We start from the raw sequence: 23,147 nt of genomic DNA on the forward strand, positions 1-23,147 counted from the left end.
GCGGCTTGTCAGTCAGTGAGTGGCCCCCTGGTGCCGAGCTAAAAAAGAACCCCCTCTTTGAAAAAGAGGGGGTTCTTCAGCAATCTGAAAGGAGCCATAATGGCTCCTTTGTTATATCCAAAATTCCACCCCATCACGGGCTCAAGGATGGCTACCTGATTTAGACACCTGCCTTGGCCAGCGCAGCAGAGACGATCTGCTGGGCCTCTTGCTGGATGAGGTCGAGGTGCGCGTCGCCCTTGAAGCTCTCCATATAGATCTTGTAGATGGACTCGGTACCGGAGGGGCGCGCCGCGAACCAGCCGTTCTCGGTCACCACCTTGAGGCCACCGATGGCGGCATCGTTGCCCGGCGCCTTGGTCAGCTTGGCGATGATGGGCTCACCGGCCAGGGTGGAGGCTTCCACCAGCGCCGGATCCAGCTTGGAGAGCACCGCTTTCTGGGCACTGTTGGCCGGGGCGTCGATACGGCGATAGCTGGAGCGGCCAAACTTGGCTTCCAGTGCGTCGTAATGAGCCTGCGGATCCTTGCCGGTCACCGCAAGAATTTCCGCCGCCAGCAGCGCCAGAATGAAGCCATCCTTGTCAGTGGTCCAGACGGTGCCATCTTTGCGCAGGAAGGAAGCGCCCGCGCTCTCCTCGCCACCAAAGCCGAACTCGCCGCTGTAGAGGCCATCCACGAACCACTTGAAGCCGACCGGCACCTCTTTCAGGGTGCGGCCAATCTCGCCAGCCACCCGGTCAATCATGGAAGAAGATACCAGCGTCTTGCCGACGGCAGCATCGGCAGACCAGCCGGTGCGATGGGTAAACAGATACTGGATCGCCACCGCCAGGTAGTGGTTCGGGTTCATCAGGCCAGACTTGGTAACGATACCGTGACGGTCGTAGTCAGGGTCGTTGCCAAGGGCGATGTCGAACTTGTCCTTGAGGGCAATCAGGCTAGCCATGGCGAACGGGCTGGAGCAGTCCATCCGGATCTTGCCATCTTTATCCAGGGTCATGAAGGAGAAGGTCGGATCGACCTTGTAGTTCACCACCTCGATATTCAGGCCATAGGTCTTGGCGATGACGTCCCAGTAGGCGACGCCGGAGCCGCCCAGCGGATCAACACCGATCTTGATGCCCGCGTCCTTGATGGCATCCATGTCCAGCACGTTCTTCAGATCATCCACATAGGGGGTGACATAGTCGTGCTCGATCACGAACGGGCTCTTGAGCGCCTCGGCGAACGGCATCCGTTTCACGCCAGCCAGACCCGCTTCCAGAATGGCGTTGGCACGATCCTCCACCCACTTGGTGATCTCCCCTTCGGCGGGGCCACCGTGAGGCGGGTTGTACTTGAAGCCACCATCTTCCGGCGGGTTGTGAGACGGCGTGATCACCACACCGTCTGCCAGCGCGGCAGGCTTGCTGGCGTTGTAGCCCAAGATGGCGTGGGAGATGACCGGGGTCGGGGTAAAGCCCATACCGGCTTGAATGCGGGTTTCAACGCCGTTGGCCGCCAGCACTTCCACCGCGCTGGCAAAGGCGGATTCGGACAGGGCGTGGGTATCCATGCCGACAAACAGCGGGCCAGTGATACCGGCCTGCTGACGATACTCCACCAGCGCCTGGGTCACCGCCAGAATATGGGATTCGGTAAAGGCGCTGTGCAGGGCGCTGCCACGATGGCCGGAGGTACCGAAGGCAACCCGCTGCTCGGGGCGGCTCATTTCAGGCTTGTTGAGGTAGTAGGCACTGACCAGACGGGGGATGTTGGTCAGGTCGCTTAAACGGGCCGGCTGACCGGCGTGGGAATGCTGAGCCATGGCGTTTTCCTTGCGTAATGGCGGCCTTGGCGGGCAAGGCCTGAGTCTTGATAAACCGTTAAATGGCGCCACACACCTGCGCGATCACCTCTTCGCCATAGCCCATGCTGGCCATCAGCTGGGCCACCATGTTCTGCTTGCGGCTGGTGTTGGTGTTGGTGATCACCCAGAACGGGGTCTCCGGTACCGGCTTGGGCTTGGTGGTGCTACCACTGGCACGCAGAGCCTCGGGATCCCGTGAAAAATAGACGCGCTTGCGCCCCTTGATTTCGGTGGCCTGGGTAAACCCGACCGGATCATCCCGGTAGAGGGTACTGAGCACCTGCATAAAGCGGTTGATGGACTTCTCTTCCTTTTGCAGCTCACCGGAATCGAGCAGGGCTTGCAGCCCTTGCCGGGTGGCTACCGCACCAGGCTGCGCGACGGCAGCTGGCTCAGCAACCGGCACTCGTTGGTGAACAGGCTGTTCCAGCAGACGGCGCAGGATATCGGAGGCACTCTCACCAATGTGCCGGGTCTGGCTGGCGATATAGAAGTAGAGATCGTCATCAAGCTCGATGGTTTTCATAGGGATGCGCTGGACTCGTCGAAATTCGGATGCGGCGATTATACATAGGCAAACCCGACAGCCCAAGCAAGGGGCTGGCAGATGTACATGAATCTCATCGAGAATACGGCATAATAGCGGGCCAAGTGTGTGATCAGCCGCACTGATAGCCGATCAGGACGGAATTTTTAGAAAAAAAACTACATTAATTCCCTATCCGTCGGACGAAATCCTTTTCTTTCCAGTGCGTTAAATACAACAGCGATACGCACCCACGACCGACAAGGTGTCATTTTGCAACAAAACAGCATATTGAACTTCAAGGAGCAGGGTCAGGGCCCGGCGGTCATTCTGATCCACGGCCTGTTTGGCAGTCTCGACAACCTCGGCCTGCTGGCCCGAGCCCTCTGCGAACAGTACCGGGTCATCAGCGTTGATCTGCGTAACCACGGCGCCTCCTTTCATGGCAGCGAGATGAGCTATCCGGCCCAGGCAGCCGATATCCTGACCCTGATGGATCGGCTGGAGATTGCCGACGCAACCCTGATTGGCCACTCGATGGGTGGCAAGGTGGCGATGCAGGTCGCCAAGCTGGCGCCAGCGCGGGTGACCAAGCTGGTGGTGGCCGATATGGCGCCAGTCGCCTATCCCCACTCCCGCCACCAGAATGTCTTTGCCGGCCTCAACGCCACCCTGCGCACGCCGCCGCAAAGCCGCAATGAAGCGGAAGCCATGCTGGCGCAGCACATCGAGATCGCCGGGGTGCGCCAGTTTCTGCTCAAATCCTTCGCCAAAGGCGAGCATGGCTGGGGTTGGCGCTTCAATGTGCCCGCCCTTGAGCAAAACTACGCCAACATCATGGGCTGGCCCGAGGATGAGCGCCGCTTCGAGGGGCCAGTGCTCTTTATCAAAGGGGGGGATTCCGATTACATGCAGCCGCAATACAGCGAGGTGGCACTGGCCCAATTCCCGGCGGCAAAGGTGCGTGTCATCGCCGGAACCGGCCACTGGCTGCATGCGGAAAAACCGATGTTGTTCAACAAACTGGTTGTGGATTTCCTGTCCACAGGCGGTTAACAGTTCCAAATCCTTTGTGATATAGTGCGCCCGTCATAAGGAGTGTGCGCAATCCATGCTAAGTGAACATATCGACCTGATCGAAAGTTTGGGCCTCAAGTTATTCTTTGTGGCCATTTTCATATTGATTGGCCTGGCCATTCAGGACGTTCTCAAACGCGGCAACGTGCCCCGTTTCGGTCGTTTCATCGTCTGGTTGGTACTGTTTCTGGGTTGTGCAGGTTTTGTCGCCAAGGGGCTGATCGAACTGGGCTGGGAAGGCTCAGGACTAGGCTAACAATTTTCATCTGTGATGTATGGCCAAACAGCAAACTGATCGAACAACACTGGATCTGTTCGCAAACGAGAAGCGCCCCGGCAGGCCAAAGACCAACCCACTCCCCCGCGAGACCCAACTCAAGATCAACAAGCGTAACCAGCTTAAGCGCGATCGGGAGAATGGGCTGAAGCGGGTAGAGTTAAAGGTGGAGGCCGAGTTGCTGGAGCGCCTGAACCAACTTGCGTTGCAACAGAACATCAGCCGAGCCGAGCTGATCCAATCTATCCTGAAGCAACAGATTGAGTCCGCCTTTGCGGTGGATATTGCAGTCTGAGCGTCAAGCATTAACACCAAATACGGGTAACTAAACACTATGGCAAGTGTAGGTCTGTTTTTTGGCAGCGATACCGGTAACACCGAAGCTGTCGCCAAGATGATCCAGAAAGAGCTGGGCAAGAATCTGATTGAAGTCCGTGACATCGCCAAGAGCAGCAAGGCCGACATCGAGAACTTCGATCTGCTGATGTTCGGCATCCCGACCTGGTACTACGGCGAAGCACAGGCCGACTGGGACGACTTCTTCCCCGATCTGGGCGAAATCGACTTCACCAACAAGCTGGTTGCCATCTTCGGTTGTGGCGATCAGGAAGACTACGCCGAGTACTTCCTCGACGCCATGGGTACCCTGCGCGACATCGTTGAAGCCAAAGGCGCCATCATCATCGGTCACTGGCCGACTGCCGGTTACGAATTCGAAGCCTCCAAGGCGCTGGTAGATGACAAGCACTTCGTCGGTCTGGGCATCGACGAAGATCGTCAGCCTGAATTGACCGCCGAGCGCGTCAAAGGCTGGTGCAAGCAGCTGCACGAAGAGATGTGCCTGGGCGAGCTGGAGTAATCCGCTTCCCCTCATACCTCTGACAACAAGGGCCCCGACGGGGCCCTTGTTGTATCTGCTTGTTGCGATGCCCGCCTTTATTCTCCCCTGTTATTCACCTCTGTGCTCCGGTTTGGCCCGCACATAGAGGGTGCGCTTGACCTGCGCCACCAGCTCGCCGCACTTGTCCTGCACCGTAACCTCGAATTCTGGGAAGTGTTTGTTGCCACCTTCAGTCGCCGCCACGATTTCGGCCAGCTTGCCCTCGGTCAGGTTAAACTCGGCCACCAGCTTGCCCTTGCCCGGCTTGATGTAGTTGATGCTGCCCGCCTTGTCCCAGACGTAGTAGCGATTTTTGAAGTAGCCCATCAGCATCAGCGGATAGATGGGGTCCGTCATGGCAAACATGCTGCCGCCAAACTGGGTTCGGTTGGCGTTCTTGTTCCACCAGCGGGATTTGAGGGTCACCCGGCAGTAGCGAAAGTCATCGCTCAGGGTCTCTATCTTGATACCGGCGCCCCAGAAAGGGGGCCAAGCGTTGAGTGCGCGGCGCACCCAGGCCGCATTGTCAAAAAGCCAATCCATGGATCTCATCCGACCAGAAATATGAAAGTTACATCTTATCAACATCTGCCATGCCAGCAAGTCGGACGACACGATTGATTATTTCAATCCAACCGGCCATTTATGGCTAAACCCCTTGAATTGCTGGGTTTATTTTTAGGGAGGCTACGACCTATAATGACAGGCCAAGCGAGTTCAAGGTTGCCATTCCTGCGGCAGTCCATCAAAATAACCCCACCTTCGAGAATGCGAATAAGTAGAATATGGCAGACAACAACCAAGCGTTAAAAAAGGCCGGGCTCAAGATCACCTTGCCCCGGGTCAAAATCCTGGAAATCCTGCAACAGCCGGACTGCCAGCACACCAGCGCCGAAGATCTCTATAAACGACTGATCGACCTGGGTGAAGAGATTGGTCTCGCTACCGTCTATCGCGTTCTCAACCAGTTTGATGATGCCGGTATCGTCACCCGTCACCACTTCGAAGGTGGCAAGTCGGTATTCGAGCTGGCCACTCAGGAGCACCACGACCACCTGGTTTGCCTCGACTGCGGCAAGGTGATCGAGTTCTCCGACGAAGTGATCGAACAGCGCCAGCGCGAGATCGCCAAAAAATTCAATATCCGTCTCACCAACCACAGCCTCTATCTCTACGGCCACTGTGCTACCGGTGAGTGCAAGCACGACGAATAAGTCGGCCGCGACTTGCAGATAACGGACAATAAAAAAGCCAGCTGATGCTGGCTTTTTTATTGTCCGGCGCAGGCCGCTGGCAGCATACAGGGCAGGGTTTCCCCTGCCCCATCGGCTTAGCCTTCGACTTTGCCCCAGGAGTCACGCAGGGCAACGGTGCGGTTGAACACCAGATGCTGCGGGCTGGAGAGCTTGTTGTCGGCGCAGAAGTAACCTTCACGCTCGAACTGGTAAGCCTGCTCCGGCTTGGCGTTCTTCAGGGAAGCCTCGACACGAGCCCCCTCGATGATCACCAGGGATTCCGGGTTCAACGCGGCTTCGAAGTCATCCTCGGCGCCCGGGTTCGGCACCTTGAACAGACGATCGTAGAGACGTACTTCCGCTGGCAGGGAGTGAGTGGCGCTGACCCAGTGGATCACCCCTTTCACCTTGCGGCCATCGGCCGGATCCTTGCCCAGGGTCTCGGGGTCGTAGGAGCAGTAGATGCAGGTGACTTTGTCATCGGCATCTTTCTCGATGCGCTCGGCCTTGATCACATAGGCATTGCGCAGACGCACTTCCTTGCCCAGCACCAGACGCTTGAACTGCTTGTTCGCCTCTTCTTTGAAGTCCGCTTCGTCGATGAAGATCTCGCGGGTGAAGTTCAGCTCGCGGGTACCCATCTCGGCATTGCTCGGGTGGGCCGGGGCAGTCAGCACTTCGTCGGCAGCCAGGTTCTCGATGACCACTTTCACCGGATGCAGCACGGCCATGGCGCGCGGTGCATGTTCGTTGAGGTCTTCGCGGATGCAGGCTTCCAGCATGCTCATCTCGACGATGTTGTCCTGCTTGGTGACGCCGATGCGCTTGCAGAACTCGCGGATGGAAGTCGGGGTGTAACCACGACGACGCAGACCGGAGACGGTCAGCATGCGCGGGTCGTCCCAGCCATCGACGTGCTTCTCGGTCACCAGCAGGTTCAGCTTGCGCTTGGACATGACGGTGTATTCGAGGTTCAGACGAGAGAACTCGTACTGACGCGGGTGGCAGTCGATGGTGATGTTGTCCAGCACCCAGTCGTACAGACGACGGTTGTCCTGGAACTCCAGGGTGCAGATGGAGTGAGTGATCCCTTCCAGCGCGTCCGAGATGCAGTGAGTGAAGTCGTACATCGGGTAGATGCACCACTTGTCACCGGTCTGGTGGTGGTGGGCAAACTTGATGCGGTAGATAACCGGATCGCGCATCACCATGAAGGGGGATGCCATGTCGATCTTGGCGCGCAGGCAGGCGGTGCCTTCGGCGAACTCGCCGTTCTTCATCTTGGCAAACAGCGCCAGGTTCTCTTCCACGCTGCGATCGCGGAACGGGCTGTTTTTGCCTGCTTCAGTCAGGGTGCCACGGTACTCGCGCATCTGCTCGGGCGTCAGCTCGTCCACATAGGCCAGACCCTTTTCAATCAGCTCGATGGCGTAGCCGTGCAGCTTGTCGAAATAGTCGGAGGAGTAGCAGATCTCGCCGTTCCACTGGAAGCCGAGCCACTGTACGTCCTGCTTGATGGACTCTACGTACTCGATATCTTCCTTCACCGGGTTGGTGTCATCGAAACGCAGGTTGCACTGGCCCTGATAGTCGCGGGCGATGCCGAAGTTCAGGCAGATGGATTTGGCGTGGCCGATATGGAGATAACCGTTCGGCTCGGGCGGAAAACGGGTATGCACGCTGCTGTGCTTACCGCTGGCCAGATCTTCATCAATGATCTGACGAATAAAGTTAGTTGGGCTGTTCGCCTGACTCATGGCTCACCTCAAAAAAGCGTCACTGGCGGAAGTTGTGCCGGCTGGCACCCTCATCCCCCCGCCGTCAAGCCGGGTATGATCCCTTATTACGGGCGCTGTCTCAACCTGAATTTGGCACTTCCGGGCCATTTCCCGGCCATTACGCCACTAAAAACGGCGTGGCTTGGCACATTGCACACCAAATGCATAAAAAAGCCCCGCACTAGGCGGGGGCTGAAAGTGATGAAAAACACAAAACAGACAATTACACACAACAAAGGCTCACACGCACAGTCAACCTTTCCCAAATCCGATGCGCCATCGCCCTTGGGAAAGGCGGGTCTTGCGACCCACCTCATGTTAACGGTTGACTGCTATCAGTTCAGTTCGGTGACACGGCTGGTGCGCTTGCCATCGAAGCTGGTGGTACGCAGGTAGACCTTGCCATTCACGCTCGGCTTGGCCGCGGCGTCATAGGCACTCCAGTTGGTACCGTCCAGGCTGTACTGGATGGGCAGACCCGGCAGATCCACGTTCGCTTCCAGCACACCGTTCACTACCTTGGCACCCGGTACGGAGAGGCGGTATTCAACACCGGCCTGATCCAGTTTCGGCAGCACGCGCTGACCCAGTACGTTGGCAAACTGGTTCCACTCTTTGTTGAGGGTGGCCTTGTTGACGAACTTGGTCTCGCCGGAGAACTCACGACCCTTCACATAGTTCAGCTCGAAGCCACCTTTGTGCCAGGCACGCTCGGCCACGGAGAAGATACGCGGGTAGACCATGTATTCGTACTGAGCATCGGTACGCACAGTTTCACTCCACTGCTGACCGGAGATCCCCTTGAACTTGACCGGATCCTGGTCACCCTTGGCCACGAAGGCGTTGCCGTCGCGGTCAACCGAGGTCTCGGCGTTCTGCGGCAGGTTTTCCGGGGCGAAGGCGAACACCTTGCGGGTGTCGTTGAAACGGGTTGCCCAGTAGTAGCCACGCTCGGCCGGGTGTACTTCGTTCGGGAAGTCGAAGTAGAGGTAATCCGGGTTGGACAGCACCACTTGGTAACCCTTGTGGGCCCACTTCATCGCTTCGTTGAAGCCACCCCAGTAGAGGGTTTCCCAGAAGTTGACACGGGTGTTGTCGGTGGCGAAGTCCTTGGCACCGCTGGCGTACTTCAGACCATCTTCCCACGCCTGCAGGGTAGAGAAGCCGCGGTCTTTGACCATCTGGCCCACTTCCTTGGCGAAGTAAACCGGCAGCTCGCCCACTTCCTTGATCTTGCCTTCGTCGATCATCTTCTGGCACATCGGAGACTTGCCAAACGGCTTGTCCTGCTTGCTGGAGTCGACGTTGCCTTTCCAGGCGACCAGCTCTTCTTTCTTGGTGACGGCCGGATCCTGATAGCCACCGCCCTGCATGATGTTCTTCGCCTCATCACCACCGTAGTGCCATGCGGTCAGCGGCTGACCGGCAGCTTGGTGCATCTGGGCAACTTCATCCATGACCTTGGCCACGAAGGTGGCAGCACCCGGCTGGCAAGGGTTGATGAAGGACATCTTGTCGTAGAACTGGACCGAGGTGACGTTGGAGGTGTCCGCCGGATCAGTCAGACGGAACTGGTTGGCTTCCGCTTCTTTGCCTTCCGCCATCAGACGCTTGTAGCGCGCTTCCATGGAGACCACGGCAGCACGGGCGTGGGCCGGCATGTTGATCTCGGGGATCACGGTCACACCGCGGGCCTTGGCATAACGCACCAGATCCACGTAGTCAGACTTGCTGTAGAAACCGGAACCCTGGTTGTCGCTGGTCGGGCCGGAACCCAGTTGCGGCATCAGGCACTTGGTTTCGGACTCGTCGTGGCAACGCTGGCTACCGACCTGGGTCAGCTCCGGCAGACCCGGGATCTCCAGACGCCAGCCTTCATCGTTGGTCAGGCCAAGGTGCAGCACGTTGAGCTTCATGGCAGACATCTGGTCAACCAGATTCTTCATGGTATCCAGACTGCGGAAGTGGCGGGCCACATCGGTCTGCATGCCGCGGTATTCAAAGCGCGGCGCATCCTCGACGGTCATCGGGCTCACCAGCTTGTCATCAACCCCCAGCAGGGAGATCAGGGATTGTGCACCCCAGAACGCCCCGTCGATGTCGCGACCCTGGATCACGGTGCCCTTCTGACCGATGGTCATGTCATAGCCTTCAGCCTGCTTGAGCTTGCTGCCGAGCTTGATGGTAACCGGGTAGCCGGTGTCGGAGAGGGTAACACCCAGCTTGGTCAGTTGAGCCTTCAGGGCCTCGGCGCGATCGCTCGGCAGATCCAGGGCATTGAGCTTGATGGTAGAGAAGTCGATTTGCGGACCAGCCTTGACCACCTGCTTCATCGGGGTCGGCAGGATCTGGTTGTCAATCTTGCCAGCCGGCAGCAGGGTGCTGGTCTGGTTGGCGGCGAAACGGGTTTCGCTGTTCATCAGGATGTTCTTGTCATCCTTGGTGCGCTTCCAGCCATCAGCTGGCATCGGCTTCTCGTAGGTGCTGGCATCATTGATGTTGCTCATGCTGGCCAGCACTTTTGGCTCGGCACCTTCGCTGGCAACATACCAGTTCGGCATGATGTCAGATTCGAACAGTACCCAGTATTCCACCACCAGCGGCACTTCGACCGTGGCATCCTTGGCAAAGCCCTGGAACTTCTCGGTTGGCGTCAAACGATAGAGATCGCCGGTCAGGTGAGTGATGGTGAACTGGTCGTTATCCACACGCTGGATACGACGGATGGAGGAGACGTAGATGCTCCAGTCTTTGGAGGTGACGTCCGCACCGGTGTTGGTCAGGTGCAGCTTGGCAACGCCACAGCTCGCCCACTCGGAGCCGAGCGCCTGGCAATCGAGGCCGGCACCGGCACCGTCGTTGGTGACCACTTCATACTTGACCACCAGGTTGTTGGCGAGGGAGTCGACCACGGCCTGCTTGGCGGCATCGGCTGCCTGGACCTGGCTGACAAAAACGGTAGACATGGCAATGGCTAACAGAGAATGTTTCAAGTTCATAACTGCTGCTCTCATTTGAAGTAAAGGTTCGATTTTCTTGGCTTTTTTATATGGGGCCCCTGAGCGGGGCCCTTAGTTATGTCAACAATGGACTTAGACTTGAGGTGAGCGAGTCGCTCGATTAACGCAGGGTTTTCATCTCACCGGCGATGATTTCGGCCAATGGGCCCAGAATCACCTGCAGGTTCTGCTCACCGAGTTTGACCACACCGGCTGCACCCAGGGCTTTCAGCTTGCGCTCATCGACGATGCTGCGGTCTTTCAGAGTCAGACGCAGACGGGTGATGCAGGCATCGATGGAGACCAGGTTTTCTTGACCACCCAGCACTTCCAGGTATTGCTTGGCCAGCTCGGTACGGTTGGTAGATTGAGCGGCAGCCGGAGCACTCTCTTCATCATCTTCACGACCCGGGGTTTTCAGATTCAGCTTGGCAATCACTACGCGGAACACGGTGTAGTAGAGGCCGAAGAAGACCAGACCCTGAGGGATCAGCATGTACCAGTTGGTCGCCAGCGGGTTACGGCTGGAGAGCACCATATCCACCAGACCGGCACTGAAACCGAAACCGGCCATCCACTGCATGGAGGCAGCGATGAACACGGAGATACCGGTCAGCACGGCGTGAATGACATACAGTACCGGCGCCACGAACATGAAGGAGAACTCGAGCGGCTCGGTGACACCAGTGAAGAAGGAGGCAAAGGCAGCTGCGATCATGATGGAGGCAACTTTCTCTTTGTTCTCTTTCTTGGCGGAGTGGTAGATGGCCAGAGCGGCACCCGGCAGACCGAACATCATGATGGGGAAGAAGCCAGCCTGGTACATACCGACCACGCCTTTCACCTGCTCCAGGCTCTTGCCAGCGGCCAGAGCGGCATCGATGGTAGCCTGACCACCCAGGAAGTTCGGGATGTCGTTGATACCGGCCACGTTGAACCAGAACACGGAGTTCAGGGCGTGGTGCAGACCGATCGGGATCAGCAGACGGTTGAAGAAGGCGTAGATACCGGCACCGGTAGAGCCCAGGCTCACAATGGACTCACCGAAGGAGACCAGACCGCCGTAGATTGCCGGCCATACGGCCATCAGGATGAAGGATACGACGATCATCACCACGGAGGTTACGATCGGTACCAGACGACGGCCGGAGAAGAAGGAGAGAGCCTTGTGCAGCTCGACGCTGCTGAAGCGGTTGTACAGCTCAGCGGCGATAACACCACACAGGATACCCACGAACTGGTTGCTGATCTTGGCAAACGCGGCAGGAACCTGCTCCACCGGGATGCTCTTGATCTGGGCCACAGCGCCCGGGCTCAACAGGGTGGTAACGACCAGGAAGCCGACCAGACCTGCCAGCGCAGCAGAACCGTCTTTATCCTTGGACATACCGTAGGCGACACCGACTGCGAACAGTACGGACATGTTATCGATAATGGCTGCGCCCGCTTTAATCAGGAAGGCAGCCAGCGCACTGTCACCACCCCAACCATTCGGGTCAATCCAGTAGCCAACCCCCATCAGGATCGCGGCGGCAGGCAATACCGCTACCGGCACCATCAGGGCACGGCCGATCTTTTGCATATAACCGAGAATGTTCACGGTTCCTCTCCTTAGTTAAAGTTTTTCTACAAATTAAGTGCTTATCACGTTTGACGCATAAGCCATCAAGGCTTGATTGGCAGTCTAGGGCTTTTATTTCGCTGCGCAAATTAATAAACCGATAATCGTGATCGTTATCACCCAAACAAGATAAAGGTGGTGGATAGATGTGGCTTAGTTCGCAATCTTTATTTACGCTATAAAACAACTTGAATCCGTCTTAGCCAATTGCCACCGCCAAACCGGTCGCAACCCGACACAGAGGTATCTCATATGCGCCTGATCCCGTTGAAATCTGCCAGCCAAGTAGGCCTGTGGTCTGCCCGTTACATCGTTGACCGCATCAACGCGTTCAAGCCGACCAGCGATCGCCCTTTCGTACTGGGCCTGCCCACCGGTGGCACCCCGCTCAACACCTACAAGCGCCTGATCGAGTTGCACAAAGCCGGTGAAGTGAGCTTCCAGAACGTGGTCACCTTCAACATGGACGAGTACGTCGGCCTGCCGGAAGATCACCCGGAGAGCTACCACAGCTTCATGCACAACAACTTCTTCAGCCACATCGACATTCGTCCCGAAAACATCAACATCCTCAACGGCAATGCCGAGGATCTGGTGGCCGAGTGCAAGCGCTACGAAGACAAGATCAAGTCCTACGGCAAGATCCATCTGTTCATGGGTGGCGTGGGTAACGACGGCCACATCGCATTCAACGAGCCGGCCTCTTCCCTCTCCTCCCGCACCCGGGTCAAGACCCTGACCGAAGATACCCGTATCGCCAACTCCCGCTTCTTCGGTGGCGACATGGAGCAGGTGCCCAAGCTGGCCCTGACCGTGGGTGTCGGCACCCTGATGGATGCGGAAGAGATCATGATCCTGGTCACCGGTCACGGCAAGGCACTGGCCCTGCAGGCCGCCGTGGAAGGCAGCGTCAACCACATGTGGACCATCTCCACCCTGCAACTGCATCCGAAGGGAATGATGGTGTGCGACGAGCCCTCTACCATGGAGCTCAAGGTCAAGACCGTTCGCTACTTCCAGCAGCTGGAAGCCGCCAACATCGGCCGTCTGTAAGGAGTCGTCATGTACGCATTGACCAATTGCACCCTCTACACCGGCAGCTGCGTGCTGACCGGCTACGGGGTGCTTATCGAGGGCGACAAGATTGTCGCCATCTCTCACCTGGCCGAACTGCCTGCAGGCATCGAGCTGATTGACCTCAAAGGCGCCAACCTGACCGCCGGTTTTATCGACGTGCAGCTCAACGGCTGTGGCGGGGTGATGTTCAACACCGACATCACGGTCGAGACCCTGGCAACCATGCAGGCGGCCAACCTCAAATCCGGTACCACCAGCTTCCTGCCGACCCTGATCACCAGTCCGGATGCGGATATGAAGCAGGCCGTTGCGGTCACCCGCGACTACATGGCTGCACACCCCAACGAGGTGCTGGGCGTCCATCTGGAAGGGCCTTACACCAACCTCAAGCGCAAGGGGATCCACCCTGCTGCGCAAATTCGCCAGCCAGCGGACGAGATGATCGACTTCTTCTGCGCCAACGCGGATGCCATCACCAAAATTACCCTGGCTCCGGAGCGCAACGAGCCGGCCCATATCCGCCGTCTGGTGGAAGCGGGCATTCTGGTTTCGGCCGGTCACACTGCCGCCAGTTACGATCAGGCGATGGCCGGGTTCGATAACGGTATTCGCTTTGCGACCCACCTCTACAACGCCATGACTCCGACCCTCAACGGTCGCGAGCCGGGCGTCGTGGGCGCCATCTACGATCGCAAAGATGTCTATGCGGGCATCATCGTCGATGGCCACCATGTGCACTGGGCCAACGTGCGTCTGGCTCACAAGGCGCTGGGGGAGCGACTGGTGCTGGTCACCGATGCCACCGCGGCAGCCGGTGCACCGGAAGGCTTTGAGAAATTTGATTTTTGTGGCACCACCGTCTTTTTACGCGATGGTCAGTGTGTCGACGAGAATGGTACACTCGGCGGTTCCTCCCTCACCATGATTGAGGGGGTGGAAAATCTGGTCAAGCAGGTCGGATTACCGCTCGATGAAGCACTGAGAATGGCCAGCCTCTACCCCGCTCGCGCCATTGGATGGGACTCACGTCTCGGTAGTATCCAGGTCGGTAAAGTAGCCAACCTCACTGTCTTCGATCAGGACTTCACGGTCCGTGGGACCGTGGTTAACGGACACTACACACAACAGTGACATCATGACTGGCGGACAAATAGCAAACGTAGATCTTATCAAGCAGGTCAACAGTGCAGCCGTGTATCGGCTCATCGACCTGCAAGGCCCCATCTCCCGGGTCAAGATTGCCGAGTTGAGTCAGCTGGCCCCGGCCAGCGTGACCAAAATAACCCGGCAACTGATCGAGCATGGCCTGATCAAGGAGACCTCTCCGCAAGCCTCAACCGGCGGGCGGCGTGCCATCTCCCTGACCACCATCAAACATCGCTTTCAGTTTGTCTCTGCCAAGCTGGGCCGCGGCTACCTGCAACTGAGTCTCTATGACCTCGATGGCAAGGAGCTCGACCAGCACGTCATTCAGGTGACCGAGATCGACCAGCAACCTGTGGTCGACATGCTGCTGCGGGAGATTGGCGCCTTTATCGATGCCAACCGCGAACGTTGTCGCAACCTCATCAGCATCGCGCTGACCATGCCGGGTCTGGTCAACCCGGAATCCGGTATGGTCATCTACACCCCCAAGTACCAGATCCGCAATCTGGGGCTGGCGAAGCTGCTTGAGAACCACTTCAACCTCCCCTGCTACGTGGGCAACGACACCCGCTCGCTGGCACTGGCCGAACACTTCTTCGGTGAGTCCCGCGACTGCATGGACTCCATTCTGGTGAGCGTCCACCAGGGGACGGGCTCCGGGATCATCACCAAGGGTCAGGTGTTCCTCGGCCAGAACCGCAACGTCGGCGAGATCGGCCACATCCAGGTCGAGCCACTAGGCAAACGCTGCCACTGCGGCAACTTCGGCTGCCTCGAGACCATCGCCTCCAACGAAGCGATCATCGACAAGGTGAAGGAGCTCATCAGCCGCGGTCACCAGAGCGCGCTGCAAGAGAAGCACATCACCATTCAGGAGGTGTGCAAGGCGGCGCTGGCGGGCGATGAACTGGCCCGCAGCGTGATCGAGAACGTGGGTGAGCATCTGGGACGAGCGGTGGCTATTACGGTCAACCTGTTCAACCCGCAGAAGGTGCTGATCGCCGGCGAAATCACCGCCGCTGAAGAGATCCTCTTCCCGGCCATCCGTCGCTGCGTCGAGCATCAATCCCTGCCGAGCTTTCACCGTGGCCTGCCCATCGTGAAAGCCCGCTTCCAGAACCAGCCGACCTATGGCGGCTTTGCGCTGGTCAAGCGCGCCCTGCTGGAGGGAGATCTGCTGCAGATCATCATGGAGCAGAAGTAAGGCTCTGATCTTGCGAGATAACAAAACGGCAGCCAGTGGCTGCCGTTTTCTATTGTGTGCTTGCTGGCGGTTTAGCCCGCCCGACATGGCTTGAACAGATCCAGCTTGTTGTCGTAAACACGGGTCTGCACATCCATGATCCCCAGCATGGAGTGAAAGAGGTTGTCATGGGAGAAGCGCTGGCTGCTCGCCTCCGCCGCCAGGCAACCCATATCCAGCTGGCGATCGGCCTGTAACTGAGGCGAGAACCAGGTCAGCAGCGGCACCCGAGTCTGATCATCCGGCGCAAACTTGTATGGCGTGCCGTGCAGATAGAGCCCCATGGCCCCGAGGGATTCGCCGTGATCGGAGAGATAGACCAGTCCCACATCGTACTGGCTCTCCAGCGACTTGAGCTTGTCTATCAGCAGCCCCACCACCTTGTCGGTGTAGCGGATGGTGTTGTCATAGGTGTTGACCAGCTCCTCGTTGCTGCAGTTTTCGATGTCGCTGCGCGGGCAGTCCGGCATAAAGACGCGCTCGCTGGCAGGGTAACGACGAAAATAGGTCGGACCATGGCTGCCCATCAGGTGAAAAGCCACCAACTTGTTGCCCTTCATGCCTGCAATCTGCTGATCCAGCCCCTCCAGCAGCACCTCGTCATAGCAGGACTCCCCCTGACAGAGCGCAGGATAGGATTTGGGAAGGATCTCGATGGTCGGCACATTGCGACACACCCCTTTGCAGCCGCCATCGTTCTCTTTCCACAGCACCGAGACTCCGGCATGTTGCAGCACATCGAGCAGGCCGTCACGGGAGCTGGCAAGCTGGTCATCGTAACCGCGACGGGTGAGGTTGGAGAACATGCAGGGCACCGAAACCGCAGTAGCCGTACCGCAGGAGCGCACATTCCTGAACGACACTACCCCCTGCTCTTTGGCTGTAAAGCTGTTGGTCGCCTTGCCATACCCGTTAAGGGAGTAGTTCTGGCTGCGCGCCGTCTCCCCCACCACCAGGAATATCAGGGTCGGTTTGCTTCCCCGTGCGACTACCCTGGCATCGGTCCCCAAGTGCTGGTAGGGGATCGGCGTGGCAAACAGCACATCCCGCCCATATTTGTAGAGGCCGTGCACATAGTTGGCCGGCACAATCTCTTTGGCCAGCGACTTGTTGTTGCGCCCGACCGAGGCGTAATCCTGATAGTAAAGTGACGCCACTCCCCCGATAAACAGCAGAGAGATAGCCAATACACCTGCCCGCAACGCCAACCCCTGATACCAGCGAGCCGGATAGCGGATCCGCAGTGACCAGAGCACCAGAACAGGCAGCAGCCCGGTCAGCAGAAACCAGAGCGCAACCGAGCCATTCAAATAGGCCCCCGCCTCACCACTGTTGGTCTCAACTATGTTCTGGATCATGCCGGCATCAAAGATGACACCGTATTTGAGCATGGCGTAGCTGACGATGGAGCCAGTCAGAATGAGCACGGTAAAAAAGGGCTTGAGCACAAACCGGAACGTGAAGGGAATAAACACGGCATTGAGCGCCGCGATCAACACCAGCGGGATCGAGATGGCAAATCCGGCTTTGACATGGGTCAGGGCGCTGAGCACCGTATAGAAATGCAAAAATATTGGCCAGTTCAGTACCAGGGCGAAAAAGAGCACCAGCAACAGATTGGTCTGCAGTACACCGAGAGTTACACGCATAAACAACTCCTACATACCGGCCTGCAGCGCAGCGGGCCGGCCAAGCCAACAAAAACGACGGGGCCAGCGTAGGAAGGAAAACTTAAGCGCGAATTAAGAGGAGAAGCACGGCGCTCGTGCGCACCATCACAGCACGGGGTGATCCGCGGCCCCGAAATGGATTTTTAGTTGTCTATCCATCGGATTTTGCTAGCTTGTTGAGTAGGCATTCACGAAATGCAGGTTAACCGATGGCACTGATCCAAGCCTCGATAGAGCAATTGAGAATAGGCCACTATATCCATCTCCCCACGGGATGGACTAACCACCCGTTTATGTTCAATACCTTCAAGATCAAGGACCAGCAGCAACTCGACATTCTCCGTCATCTTGATCTCACCCTGCTGATGGTCGACCCCGACAAGAGCGATCTGCCCATAGAGCCGCTGCTGCGCGGCGATATTCCGGATGCCGGGCCCGACCTTGACGAATTGGAAGAGCTGATAGCCTCGGGCCCGCCCCCATTTGACGAAAAAGCCTTTCGCCGCTCCATGCGCGCCGCCGACAAAGCCTTTGGCCAATCCATGAGCGAGCTGCGCGATGCACTCGGGGCACTCAACCTCAAACCGGATGAGGGACTGGCCAACACCGCCCAGATCGTCCGTAATGCCGCCTTCACCCTCAGTCAGCATGAAGGGCCTCTCGGGCTCCACCTTATTCGCAGCCCCCACACCGATATCCTGCTGCAACACAGCCTCAATGTGGCTTTTATTGCCATGCTGATGGCCCGCGAATTGGGGATGAATCCCATCGAACTGGAAGAGACCGGGCTTGCGGGACTTATCCACGACATCGGCGAACTGAAAATCCCCAGCCAGATCACCCAAAAACGCGGGGAGCTCAACAAGGCCGAGCAGAACTTCCTCAAGATGCATCCCCAGTACGGATCTGACATGCTGACCCAGCTCAACGCCTTTGAACCGAAAATCCGTCAGGTCGCCCATCTGCACCACGAGCGACTCGATGGCAGCGGTTATCCGCTCGGGATCAAGGGCGGGGAGATCCCGCCGCTGGCGCGGTTGATCGGGCTGGTCGACTTCTACGACGAGCTGCTCCATCCCCGCAACAGCGGCAACCCGGCCGCGCCGAGTCAGGCCATCAGCCAGCTCTACAAGTTATCCCAAAAGAAGTTCGACCAGAATCTGGTCAAGTTGCTGGTCAAGGTGCTGGGGGTCTATCCGCCGGGATCACTGGTGAAACTCTCCGACGAGAGCATTGCGCTGGTGCTCTCCACCGAGCCCACCATGCCCCTCAAGCCGAAGATCCTGCCCTACATCAAGGCCCAACGGCCGGAAGCCGTCGCCATGATCGATCTGCGGGAAGATGAACGCACCATCACTGCTTTTATCAAACAGGAAGAGCTCGATGAGGGACAACGGCAGTTCTTCAACCTGACCCGCCGCTTCTGCTACTACTTTGCATTCTGAGTTATCCCCAGAAGCTGGGGATAACTCATTGGACAAACCGGAATAATTGCTCAAACCCCCATCAGAAGGTTGCCAACTGGCCATGTATAAAAAACGCCCAGCCAAGGGGCCGGGCGGAGCATGCCACCTCCGTGTGGCGTATCCAGCGGATACATTCATGCTCCATCCATCAATATCAACCCGCTGCCGCTTACACAAATATCAATTTAACATGCTGATTTAATATGGTTTTATCCACTTGTTCTGGCAAACTGACGGCCCGTTGCGCCCAGTTGGGCCAACAGAACAAGATCCTGATCACACTTATTCACGGGCTGGCTATTTTTTCAGCTGGCTTATGAGGAGCGTTTTTTATGCAGTTGGTCCTCTCCTTGCTGCAACAGATGAGCGTCAACCTGGTGATCGCCTATCTCTTCTCGAAAAGCCCGCTGCTGCGCCCGCTTGCCAACTATTCCGTGAGACTACCTCACAAGATACTGATATACATCATCTTTTCCAGCTTTTGTATCCTCGGCACCTATGTGGGCCTCGATATCGACGATGCCATCGCCAACACCCGGGCGGTCGGCGCTGTCTTGGGGGGATTATTGGGGGGACCGCTGGTGGGCTTTCTGGTGGGGCTGACCGGCGGCCTGCACCGCTATACGCTGGGGGGATTTACCGATCTCGCCTGCGCCATCTCCACCACCTGCGAGGGGTTGCTCGGGGGCATAGTGCACTGGCGCCTGATGCGCTCGGGGCGAACGGATGCCCTGTTTGAACCACGCATCGCCTTCTTTACCACTCTCTATGCCGAGATCATGCAGATGGTCATCATCCTGCTGGTGGCGACCCCGTTCGACAAATCCCTGCTGCTGGTGCGCACCATCGCCACCCCAATGATTCTGGCCAACTCCTGCGGCGCGGCGCTCTTTATCAGCATGATCCGCGACCAGCAGCGGATGTATGAGAAGTTCTCCCGGGTCTTCTCCGCCAAGGCGCTCAATATCGCCAACCGCACAGTGGGGATCATGAGTCAGGGCTTTACCCCGGAGGCGAGCAACAAGATTGCTCGCATCATTCAGGAGGAGACCGGCGTGGGGGCGGTCGCCATCACGGACACCGAGCAGATCCTCGCCTTTATCGGCACCGGCGAAGATCACCATCTGCCGGGTACCCCCATCGCGTCAGCCATCACCATGCAGGCCATCGCCCAGAACAAGGTGCTGTTTGCCGATGGCAACAGCCAGCCCTATCGCTGCAGCCTCTCCTCCGCATGCCAGCTGGGTTCGGTGCTGGTGATCCCGCTGCAGGGGGATAAAGGAGTGATCGGCACCATCAAGCTCTACGAGCCGAAGAAGCGGCTGTTTCTCAAGATCAACCACACCCTGGGGGAAGGGATTGCCAACCTGCTGTCACAGCAGTTGCTGGCCGGTCGGCTGGAGCAACATCAGCGGCTGCTGGTGCAGTCCGAACTGAAACTTATCCAGGCCCAGATCAACCCCCACTTTCTGTTCAACACCCTCAACACCATCAGTGCCATCACCCGGCGCGATCCGGACAAGGCGCGAGACCTTCTGCTGCATCTGTCGCTGTTCTTTCGCAAGAACCTCAAGCGCCAGAGCGGCCTTGCGACCCTGCAGGAAGAACAGGAGCACTGCCAATCCTATCTGGAGATCGAGCTGGCCCGCTTTGGCGATCGGCTGACGGTGATAAACGAGATCCCGCCCCATCTGGCCACACTGCGACTGCCCAGCTTCACCCTGCAACCGCTGATCGAGAATGCCATCAAGCACGGCATCTCGACTCTGCTGGAGCAGGGGCGTATTCGCCTCTGGACCGATGAGCATCCCACCTGCGTCACCATCCATGTGGAAGATAATGCAGGCACCTGGCAAGCGCACCCCGCTGGCGACGGTCTGGGCATGACCATTGTCGATCGGCGACTGAAAAGCGCCTTTGGCGAGCGCTATGGCGTGACTATTGCCTGCGAGCCGGAACAGTGGACCCGGGTCTCGTTCACCATCCCCAAGGAGCAACCATGATCCGCACCCTGATAGTCGATGACGAACACTACGCCTGCGAAGAGCTGAGGCAGCAGCTGGCCTGCGATCCTGCCATCGAGATCGTGGGGGAAGCGGCCAACGCCATCGAGGCGCTACCGCTTATTCAGCGCCTCAATCCTGATGTGGTGTTCCTCGATATCCAGATGCCCAAGCTGAGCGGCATGGAGCTGGTCGCCATGCTCGACCCCCTACCCCGCATCGTCTTTGTCACCGCCTTTGACGAATATGCCATTCAGGCATTTGAAGAGAACGCCTTCGACTACCTGCTCAAGCCGGTGGAGCCCGCCCGGCTCGCCAAGACCCTCGCTCGCCTCAAGCAGGATATCTCGCCGCAGCCCATCGAGCGGCTGGCCCCCACCATCGCACATATTCCGGGCTATCTGCACAACCGGGTCAGACTGCTGCCCATCGCGCAGGTGGAGTATGCCTTCTCCGATCTGGGCGGGGTCCATGTGGCCTGCCAGGGCGAGCTGTTCCACACCCAGCTCACCCTCAAATCGCTGGAAGAAAAGAGCCCGCTGCTGCGCTGTCACCGCCAATATCTGGTCTCCCCCAACGCCATCTTCGAGATCCGGCTGCTGGATAACCAGCTGGCAGAGATTGTCACCCCGAGCGGCGCCCGGGTGCCGGTCAGTCGTCGCTATCTAAAGGAGCTCAAAGATCAACTGGGGCTGGACTGAACCGAGGAGTGTGCGCCGGATCACAGCCGCCGACCGCTCGGCGCGCCAAAGCGCCGCTCGGGGAGTTTCACCTACCAGTCAGGTGCAACCGTTTTAGACTCGCTCTGCACACTAAAAAATAACAATGCAGGAGCGTAGCAATGATCTGGTTCTTCCTCTGTGTCGGCTTACTTGTGGCCGGCTACTTCATATACGGCAAATTCATCGAACGGATATTCAGCCCGAAACCCGAGCTGAAAACCCCCGCCATCACCATGGCTGACGGGGTGGACTATGTCCCTATGTCGGACAAGAAAGTCTATCTGGTCCAACTGCTCAACATCGCAGGCGTCGGCCCCATCTTCGGCCCTATCCTGGGGGCCCTCTACGGCCCGGTCGCCATGCTGTGGATCGTCTTTGGCTGCATCTTCGCCGGTGCGGTACATGACTACTTCTCCGGCATGCTGTCGGTACGCGCCAAGGGGGCCTCGGTGCCAACCGTGGTCGGTGAGCATCTTGGCACCGCCGCCAAGCACTTCATGAACCTGTTTGCCGTGGTGCTGCTGATGCTGGTGGGCGTGGTATTTGTGCTGAGCCCGGCAGGGCTGCTCGCCAACCTCACCTCCACCGATCTGGTCTACTGGATCGTGGCAATTTTTGCCTACTACATCCTCGCGACCATAGTCCCTATCGACAAGATCATCGGCCGCTTCTACCCCATCTTCGGCGCCCTGCTGGTCTTCATGTCGGTCGGCCTCATCGTTGGCCTGATCGCCTCCGGCAAAGGCTTCTACAACACCGGGATGGACTTCTCCAATCTGCACCCGACCGAACTGCCGCTGTGGCCGCTGCTCTTCATCACCATCGCCTGTGGCGCGGTATCAGGCTTCCACGCCACCCAGTCACCGCTGATGGCGCGCTGCATGCAAAACGAAAAATCCGGCCGCTTCATCTTCTACGGCGCAATGATCGGTGAAGGGATCATCGCCCTTATCTGGTGCACCCTGGGTCTCTCCTTCTACGACAGCACCGAAGCGCTCAACGCCACCATGGCCAACGGCGGTCCGGCAGCCGTGGTACACGAAGTCTCCACCAGCCTGCTCGGTACAGTCGGCGGCATTCTGGCCATCCTCGGCGTGGTGATCCTGCCCATCACCTCCGGTGACACCGCGTTTCGCAGTGCTCGCCTGATCGTAGCGGACTTCCTGAAGATGACCCAGAAGCCGCTGGCCAAGCGTCTGCTGATCGCCATCCCCATGTTTATCCTTGGCTTCATCATCTCCAAGGCTGAATTCGGGGTGATATGGCGCTACTTCGGCTGGGCCAACCAGACTACCGCCGTCATCATGCTGTGGGCTGCGGCTGCCTACCTCATCAAAGAGGGCAAGTTGCACTGGGTCTGCACCATTCCCGCCATGTTCATGACCGCCGTGGTGTTTACCTACCTGGCCAACGCCCCCATCGGGTTCGGGCTGGAGATGGGGACCTCCACCATCATCGGCTTGACTGCAACGGCGGCCATTACCGTGGCCTTCCTGATGAAGTTCCGCCAACCGCTGGTCAGCAGTACCAGCGAAGGGTAAAAACAGCAAAAAATGCAGCGAAAGCAGCACAAAA

General features: G+C 58.0%; 19 protein-coding genes. 12 read left to right on the forward strand and 7 right to left on the reverse strand.

Going from position 1 to position 23,147, the window contains the following annotated elements:
• Nucleotides 1-160: 160 nt before the first annotated feature.
• Nucleotides 161-1,810 (reverse strand): phosphoglucomutase (alpha-D-glucose-1,6-bisphosphate-dependent), encoded by a 1,650-nt coding sequence (gene pgm / locus ACW5W8_RS03310; RefSeq protein WP_498626401.1) that lies wholly within the window; start codon nt 1,808-1,810, stop codon nt 161-163.
• Between the two features lie 58 nt (nt 1,811-1,868).
• The gene (seqA, locus tag ACW5W8_RS03315) at nt 1,869-2,378 is read right to left on the reverse strand and encodes a replication initiation negative regulator SeqA (RefSeq protein ID WP_498626402.1); all 510 of its coding nucleotides are present in this window, start codon (nt 2,376-2,378) and stop codon (nt 1,869-1,871) included.
• A gap of 273 nt (nt 2,379-2,651) precedes the next feature.
• On the opposite strand from seqA, the gene ACW5W8_RS03320 reads away from it, so the two are divergent.
• The 4 genes from ACW5W8_RS03320 to fldA are packed head-to-tail and all read left to right on the forward strand — an operon-like array spanning nt 2,652 to nt 4,591.
• On the forward strand, nt 2,652-3,434 hold the full coding sequence (locus tag ACW5W8_RS03320) for an alpha/beta fold hydrolase (RefSeq protein WP_498626403.1): 783 nt from the start codon (nt 2,652-2,654) through the stop codon (nt 3,432-3,434).
• A gap of 55 nt (nt 3,435-3,489) precedes the next feature.
• Nucleotides 3,490-3,711: a DUF2788 domain-containing protein gene (locus tag ACW5W8_RS03325; protein WP_005334296.1), complete on the forward strand. Its 222-nt coding sequence runs from the start codon at nt 3,490-3,492 to the stop codon at nt 3,709-3,711.
• A 19-nt stretch (nt 3,712-3,730) separates the two neighbouring features.
• Nucleotides 3,731-4,027, forward strand: a complete 297-nt coding sequence (gene ybfE, locus ACW5W8_RS03330; RefSeq protein WP_005334297.1) for a LexA regulated protein — start codon at nt 3,731-3,733, stop codon at nt 4,025-4,027.
• A gap of 39 nt (nt 4,028-4,066) precedes the next feature.
• Nucleotides 4,067-4,591: a flavodoxin FldA gene (gene fldA / locus ACW5W8_RS03335; protein WP_033113451.1), complete on the forward strand. Its 525-nt coding sequence runs from the start codon at nt 4,067-4,069 to the stop codon at nt 4,589-4,591.
• Nucleotides 4,592-4,681: 90 nt separating this feature from the next.
• On the opposite strand, the gene ACW5W8_RS03340 is transcribed toward fldA, so the two are convergent.
• Entirely contained in the window at nt 4,682-5,155 is a 474-nt protein-coding gene (locus ACW5W8_RS03340) for a DUF4442 domain-containing protein (protein WP_498626404.1), read from the reverse strand.
• Between the two features lie 242 nt (nt 5,156-5,397).
• Between ACW5W8_RS03340 and fur the strand changes: the two genes are divergently transcribed.
• A complete protein-coding gene (fur, locus tag ACW5W8_RS03345; protein ID WP_005334301.1) occupies nt 5,398-5,826 on the forward strand; it encodes a ferric iron uptake transcriptional regulator in 429 nt (142 codons plus the stop codon).
• A 116-nt stretch (nt 5,827-5,942) separates the two neighbouring features.
• On the opposite strand, the gene glnS is transcribed toward fur, so the two are convergent.
• The 3 genes from glnS to nagE form a co-directional block, all read right to left on the reverse strand.
• The gene (glnS, locus tag ACW5W8_RS03350) at nt 5,943-7,604 is read right to left on the reverse strand and encodes a glutamine--tRNA ligase (protein WP_498626405.1); all 1,662 of its coding nucleotides are present in this window, start codon (nt 7,602-7,604) and stop codon (nt 5,943-5,945) included.
• 356 nt (nt 7,605-7,960) lie between these two features.
• The gene (locus ACW5W8_RS03355) at nt 7,961-10,624 is read right to left on the reverse strand and encodes a beta-N-acetylhexosaminidase (protein WP_498626406.1); all 2,664 of its coding nucleotides are present in this window, start codon (nt 10,622-10,624) and stop codon (nt 7,961-7,963) included.
• 121 nt (nt 10,625-10,745) lie between these two features.
• The gene (nagE, locus tag ACW5W8_RS03360; protein ID WP_498626407.1) at nt 10,746-12,224 is read right to left on the reverse strand and encodes an N-acetylglucosamine-specific PTS transporter subunit IIBC; all 1,479 of its coding nucleotides are present in this window, start codon (nt 12,222-12,224) and stop codon (nt 10,746-10,748) included.
• Between the two features lie 273 nt (nt 12,225-12,497).
• Here nagE and nagB point away from each other — a divergent pair, with 273 nt between their 5' ends.
• Genes nagB through nagC form a run of 3 tightly spaced genes read left to right on the forward strand, consistent with a single transcriptional unit; the run spans nt 12,498 to nt 15,672 of the window.
• Complete coding sequence (nagB, locus tag ACW5W8_RS03365; RefSeq protein WP_005334308.1) at nt 12,498-13,298, forward strand: glucosamine-6-phosphate deaminase; 801 nt, start codon at nt 12,498-12,500, stop codon at nt 13,296-13,298.
• A 9-nt stretch (nt 13,299-13,307) separates the two neighbouring features.
• Nucleotides 13,308-14,453, forward strand: coding sequence for an N-acetylglucosamine-6-phosphate deacetylase (gene nagA / locus ACW5W8_RS03370; protein WP_128816550.1), 1,146 nt, complete (start codon nt 13,308-13,310; stop codon nt 14,451-14,453).
• A gap of 4 nt (nt 14,454-14,457) precedes the next feature.
• Nucleotides 14,458-15,672 (forward strand): DNA-binding transcriptional regulator NagC, encoded by a 1,215-nt coding sequence (gene nagC / locus ACW5W8_RS03375; RefSeq protein WP_005334312.1) that lies wholly within the window; start codon nt 14,458-14,460, stop codon nt 15,670-15,672.
• A gap of 71 nt (nt 15,673-15,743) precedes the next feature.
• On the opposite strand, the gene ACW5W8_RS03380 is transcribed toward nagC, so the two are convergent.
• Nucleotides 15,744-17,360, reverse strand: coding sequence for a phosphoethanolamine transferase (locus ACW5W8_RS03380; protein ID WP_498626408.1), 1,617 nt, complete (start codon nt 17,358-17,360; stop codon nt 15,744-15,746).
• Between the two features lie 230 nt (nt 17,361-17,590).
• Between ACW5W8_RS03380 and ACW5W8_RS03385 the strand changes: the two genes are divergently transcribed.
• From ACW5W8_RS03385 to ACW5W8_RS03400, 4 genes are all read left to right on the forward strand, one after another.
• Nucleotides 17,591-18,826, forward strand: a complete 1,236-nt coding sequence (locus ACW5W8_RS03385) for a cyclic di-GMP phosphodiesterase (protein ID WP_498626409.1) — start codon at nt 17,591-17,593, stop codon at nt 18,824-18,826.
• Nucleotides 18,827-19,179: 353 nt separating this feature from the next.
• Entirely contained in the window at nt 19,180-20,850 is a 1,671-nt protein-coding gene (locus ACW5W8_RS03390; protein ID WP_498626410.1) for a LytS/YhcK type 5TM receptor domain-containing protein, read from the forward strand.
• Nucleotides 20,847-21,551: a two-component system response regulator BtsR gene (gene btsR, locus ACW5W8_RS03395; protein ID WP_498626411.1), complete on the forward strand. Its 705-nt coding sequence runs from the start codon at nt 20,847-20,849 to the stop codon at nt 21,549-21,551. The genes ACW5W8_RS03390 and btsR overlap by 4 nt, the downstream gene beginning before the upstream one ends.
• Before the next feature lie 140 nt (nt 21,552-21,691).
• Nucleotides 21,692-23,113, forward strand: a complete 1,422-nt coding sequence (locus ACW5W8_RS03400) for a carbon starvation CstA family protein (RefSeq protein WP_498626412.1) — start codon at nt 21,692-21,694, stop codon at nt 23,111-23,113.
• Nucleotides 23,114-23,147: the final 34 nt, after the last annotated feature.

Source organism: Aeromonas aquatilis (genome assembly GCF_054052405.1).

Bases quoted from the DNA above. Each gene is read 5' to 3' on its own strand.
- pgm (WP_498626401.1), bottom strand. From the start codon at position 1,810: ATGGCTCAGCATTCCCACGCCGGTCAGCCGGCCCGTTTAAGCGACCTG.
- seqA (WP_498626402.1), bottom strand. From the start codon at position 2,378: ATGAAAACCATCGAGCTTGATGACGATCTCTACTTCTATATCGCCAGC.
- ACW5W8_RS03325 (WP_005334296.1), top strand. From the start codon at position 3,490: ATGCTAAGTGAACATATCGACCTGATCGAAAGTTTGGGCCTCAAGTTA.
- ybfE (WP_005334297.1), top strand. From the start codon at position 3,731: ATGGCCAAACAGCAAACTGATCGAACAACACTGGATCTGTTCGCAAAC.
- fldA (WP_033113451.1), top strand. From the start codon at position 4,067: ATGGCAAGTGTAGGTCTGTTTTTTGGCAGCGATACCGGTAACACCGAA.
- ACW5W8_RS03340 (WP_498626404.1), bottom strand. From the start codon at position 5,155: ATGGATTGGCTTTTTGACAATGCGGCCTGGGTGCGCCGCGCACTCAAC.
- fur (WP_005334301.1), top strand. From the start codon at position 5,398: ATGGCAGACAACAACCAAGCGTTAAAAAAGGCCGGGCTCAAGATCACC.
- glnS (WP_498626405.1), bottom strand. From the start codon at position 7,604: ATGAGTCAGGCGAACAGCCCAACTAACTTTATTCGTCAGATCATTGAT.
- ACW5W8_RS03355 (WP_498626406.1), bottom strand. From the start codon at position 10,624: ATGAACTTGAAACATTCTCTGTTAGCCATTGCCATGTCTACCGTTTTT.
- nagB (WP_005334308.1), top strand. From the start codon at position 12,498: ATGCGCCTGATCCCGTTGAAATCTGCCAGCCAAGTAGGCCTGTGGTCT.
- nagA (WP_128816550.1), top strand. From the start codon at position 13,308: ATGTACGCATTGACCAATTGCACCCTCTACACCGGCAGCTGCGTGCTG.
- nagC (WP_005334312.1), top strand. From the start codon at position 14,458: ATGACTGGCGGACAAATAGCAAACGTAGATCTTATCAAGCAGGTCAAC.
- ACW5W8_RS03380 (WP_498626408.1), bottom strand. From the start codon at position 17,360: ATGCGTGTAACTCTCGGTGTACTGCAGACCAATCTGTTGCTGGTGCTC.
- ACW5W8_RS03385 (WP_498626409.1), top strand. From the start codon at position 17,591: ATGGCACTGATCCAAGCCTCGATAGAGCAATTGAGAATAGGCCACTAT.
- ACW5W8_RS03390 (WP_498626410.1), top strand. From the start codon at position 19,180: ATGCAGTTGGTCCTCTCCTTGCTGCAACAGATGAGCGTCAACCTGGTG.
- btsR (WP_498626411.1), top strand. From the start codon at position 20,847: ATGATCCGCACCCTGATAGTCGATGACGAACACTACGCCTGCGAAGAG.
- ACW5W8_RS03400 (WP_498626412.1), top strand. From the start codon at position 21,692: ATGATCTGGTTCTTCCTCTGTGTCGGCTTACTTGTGGCCGGCTACTTC.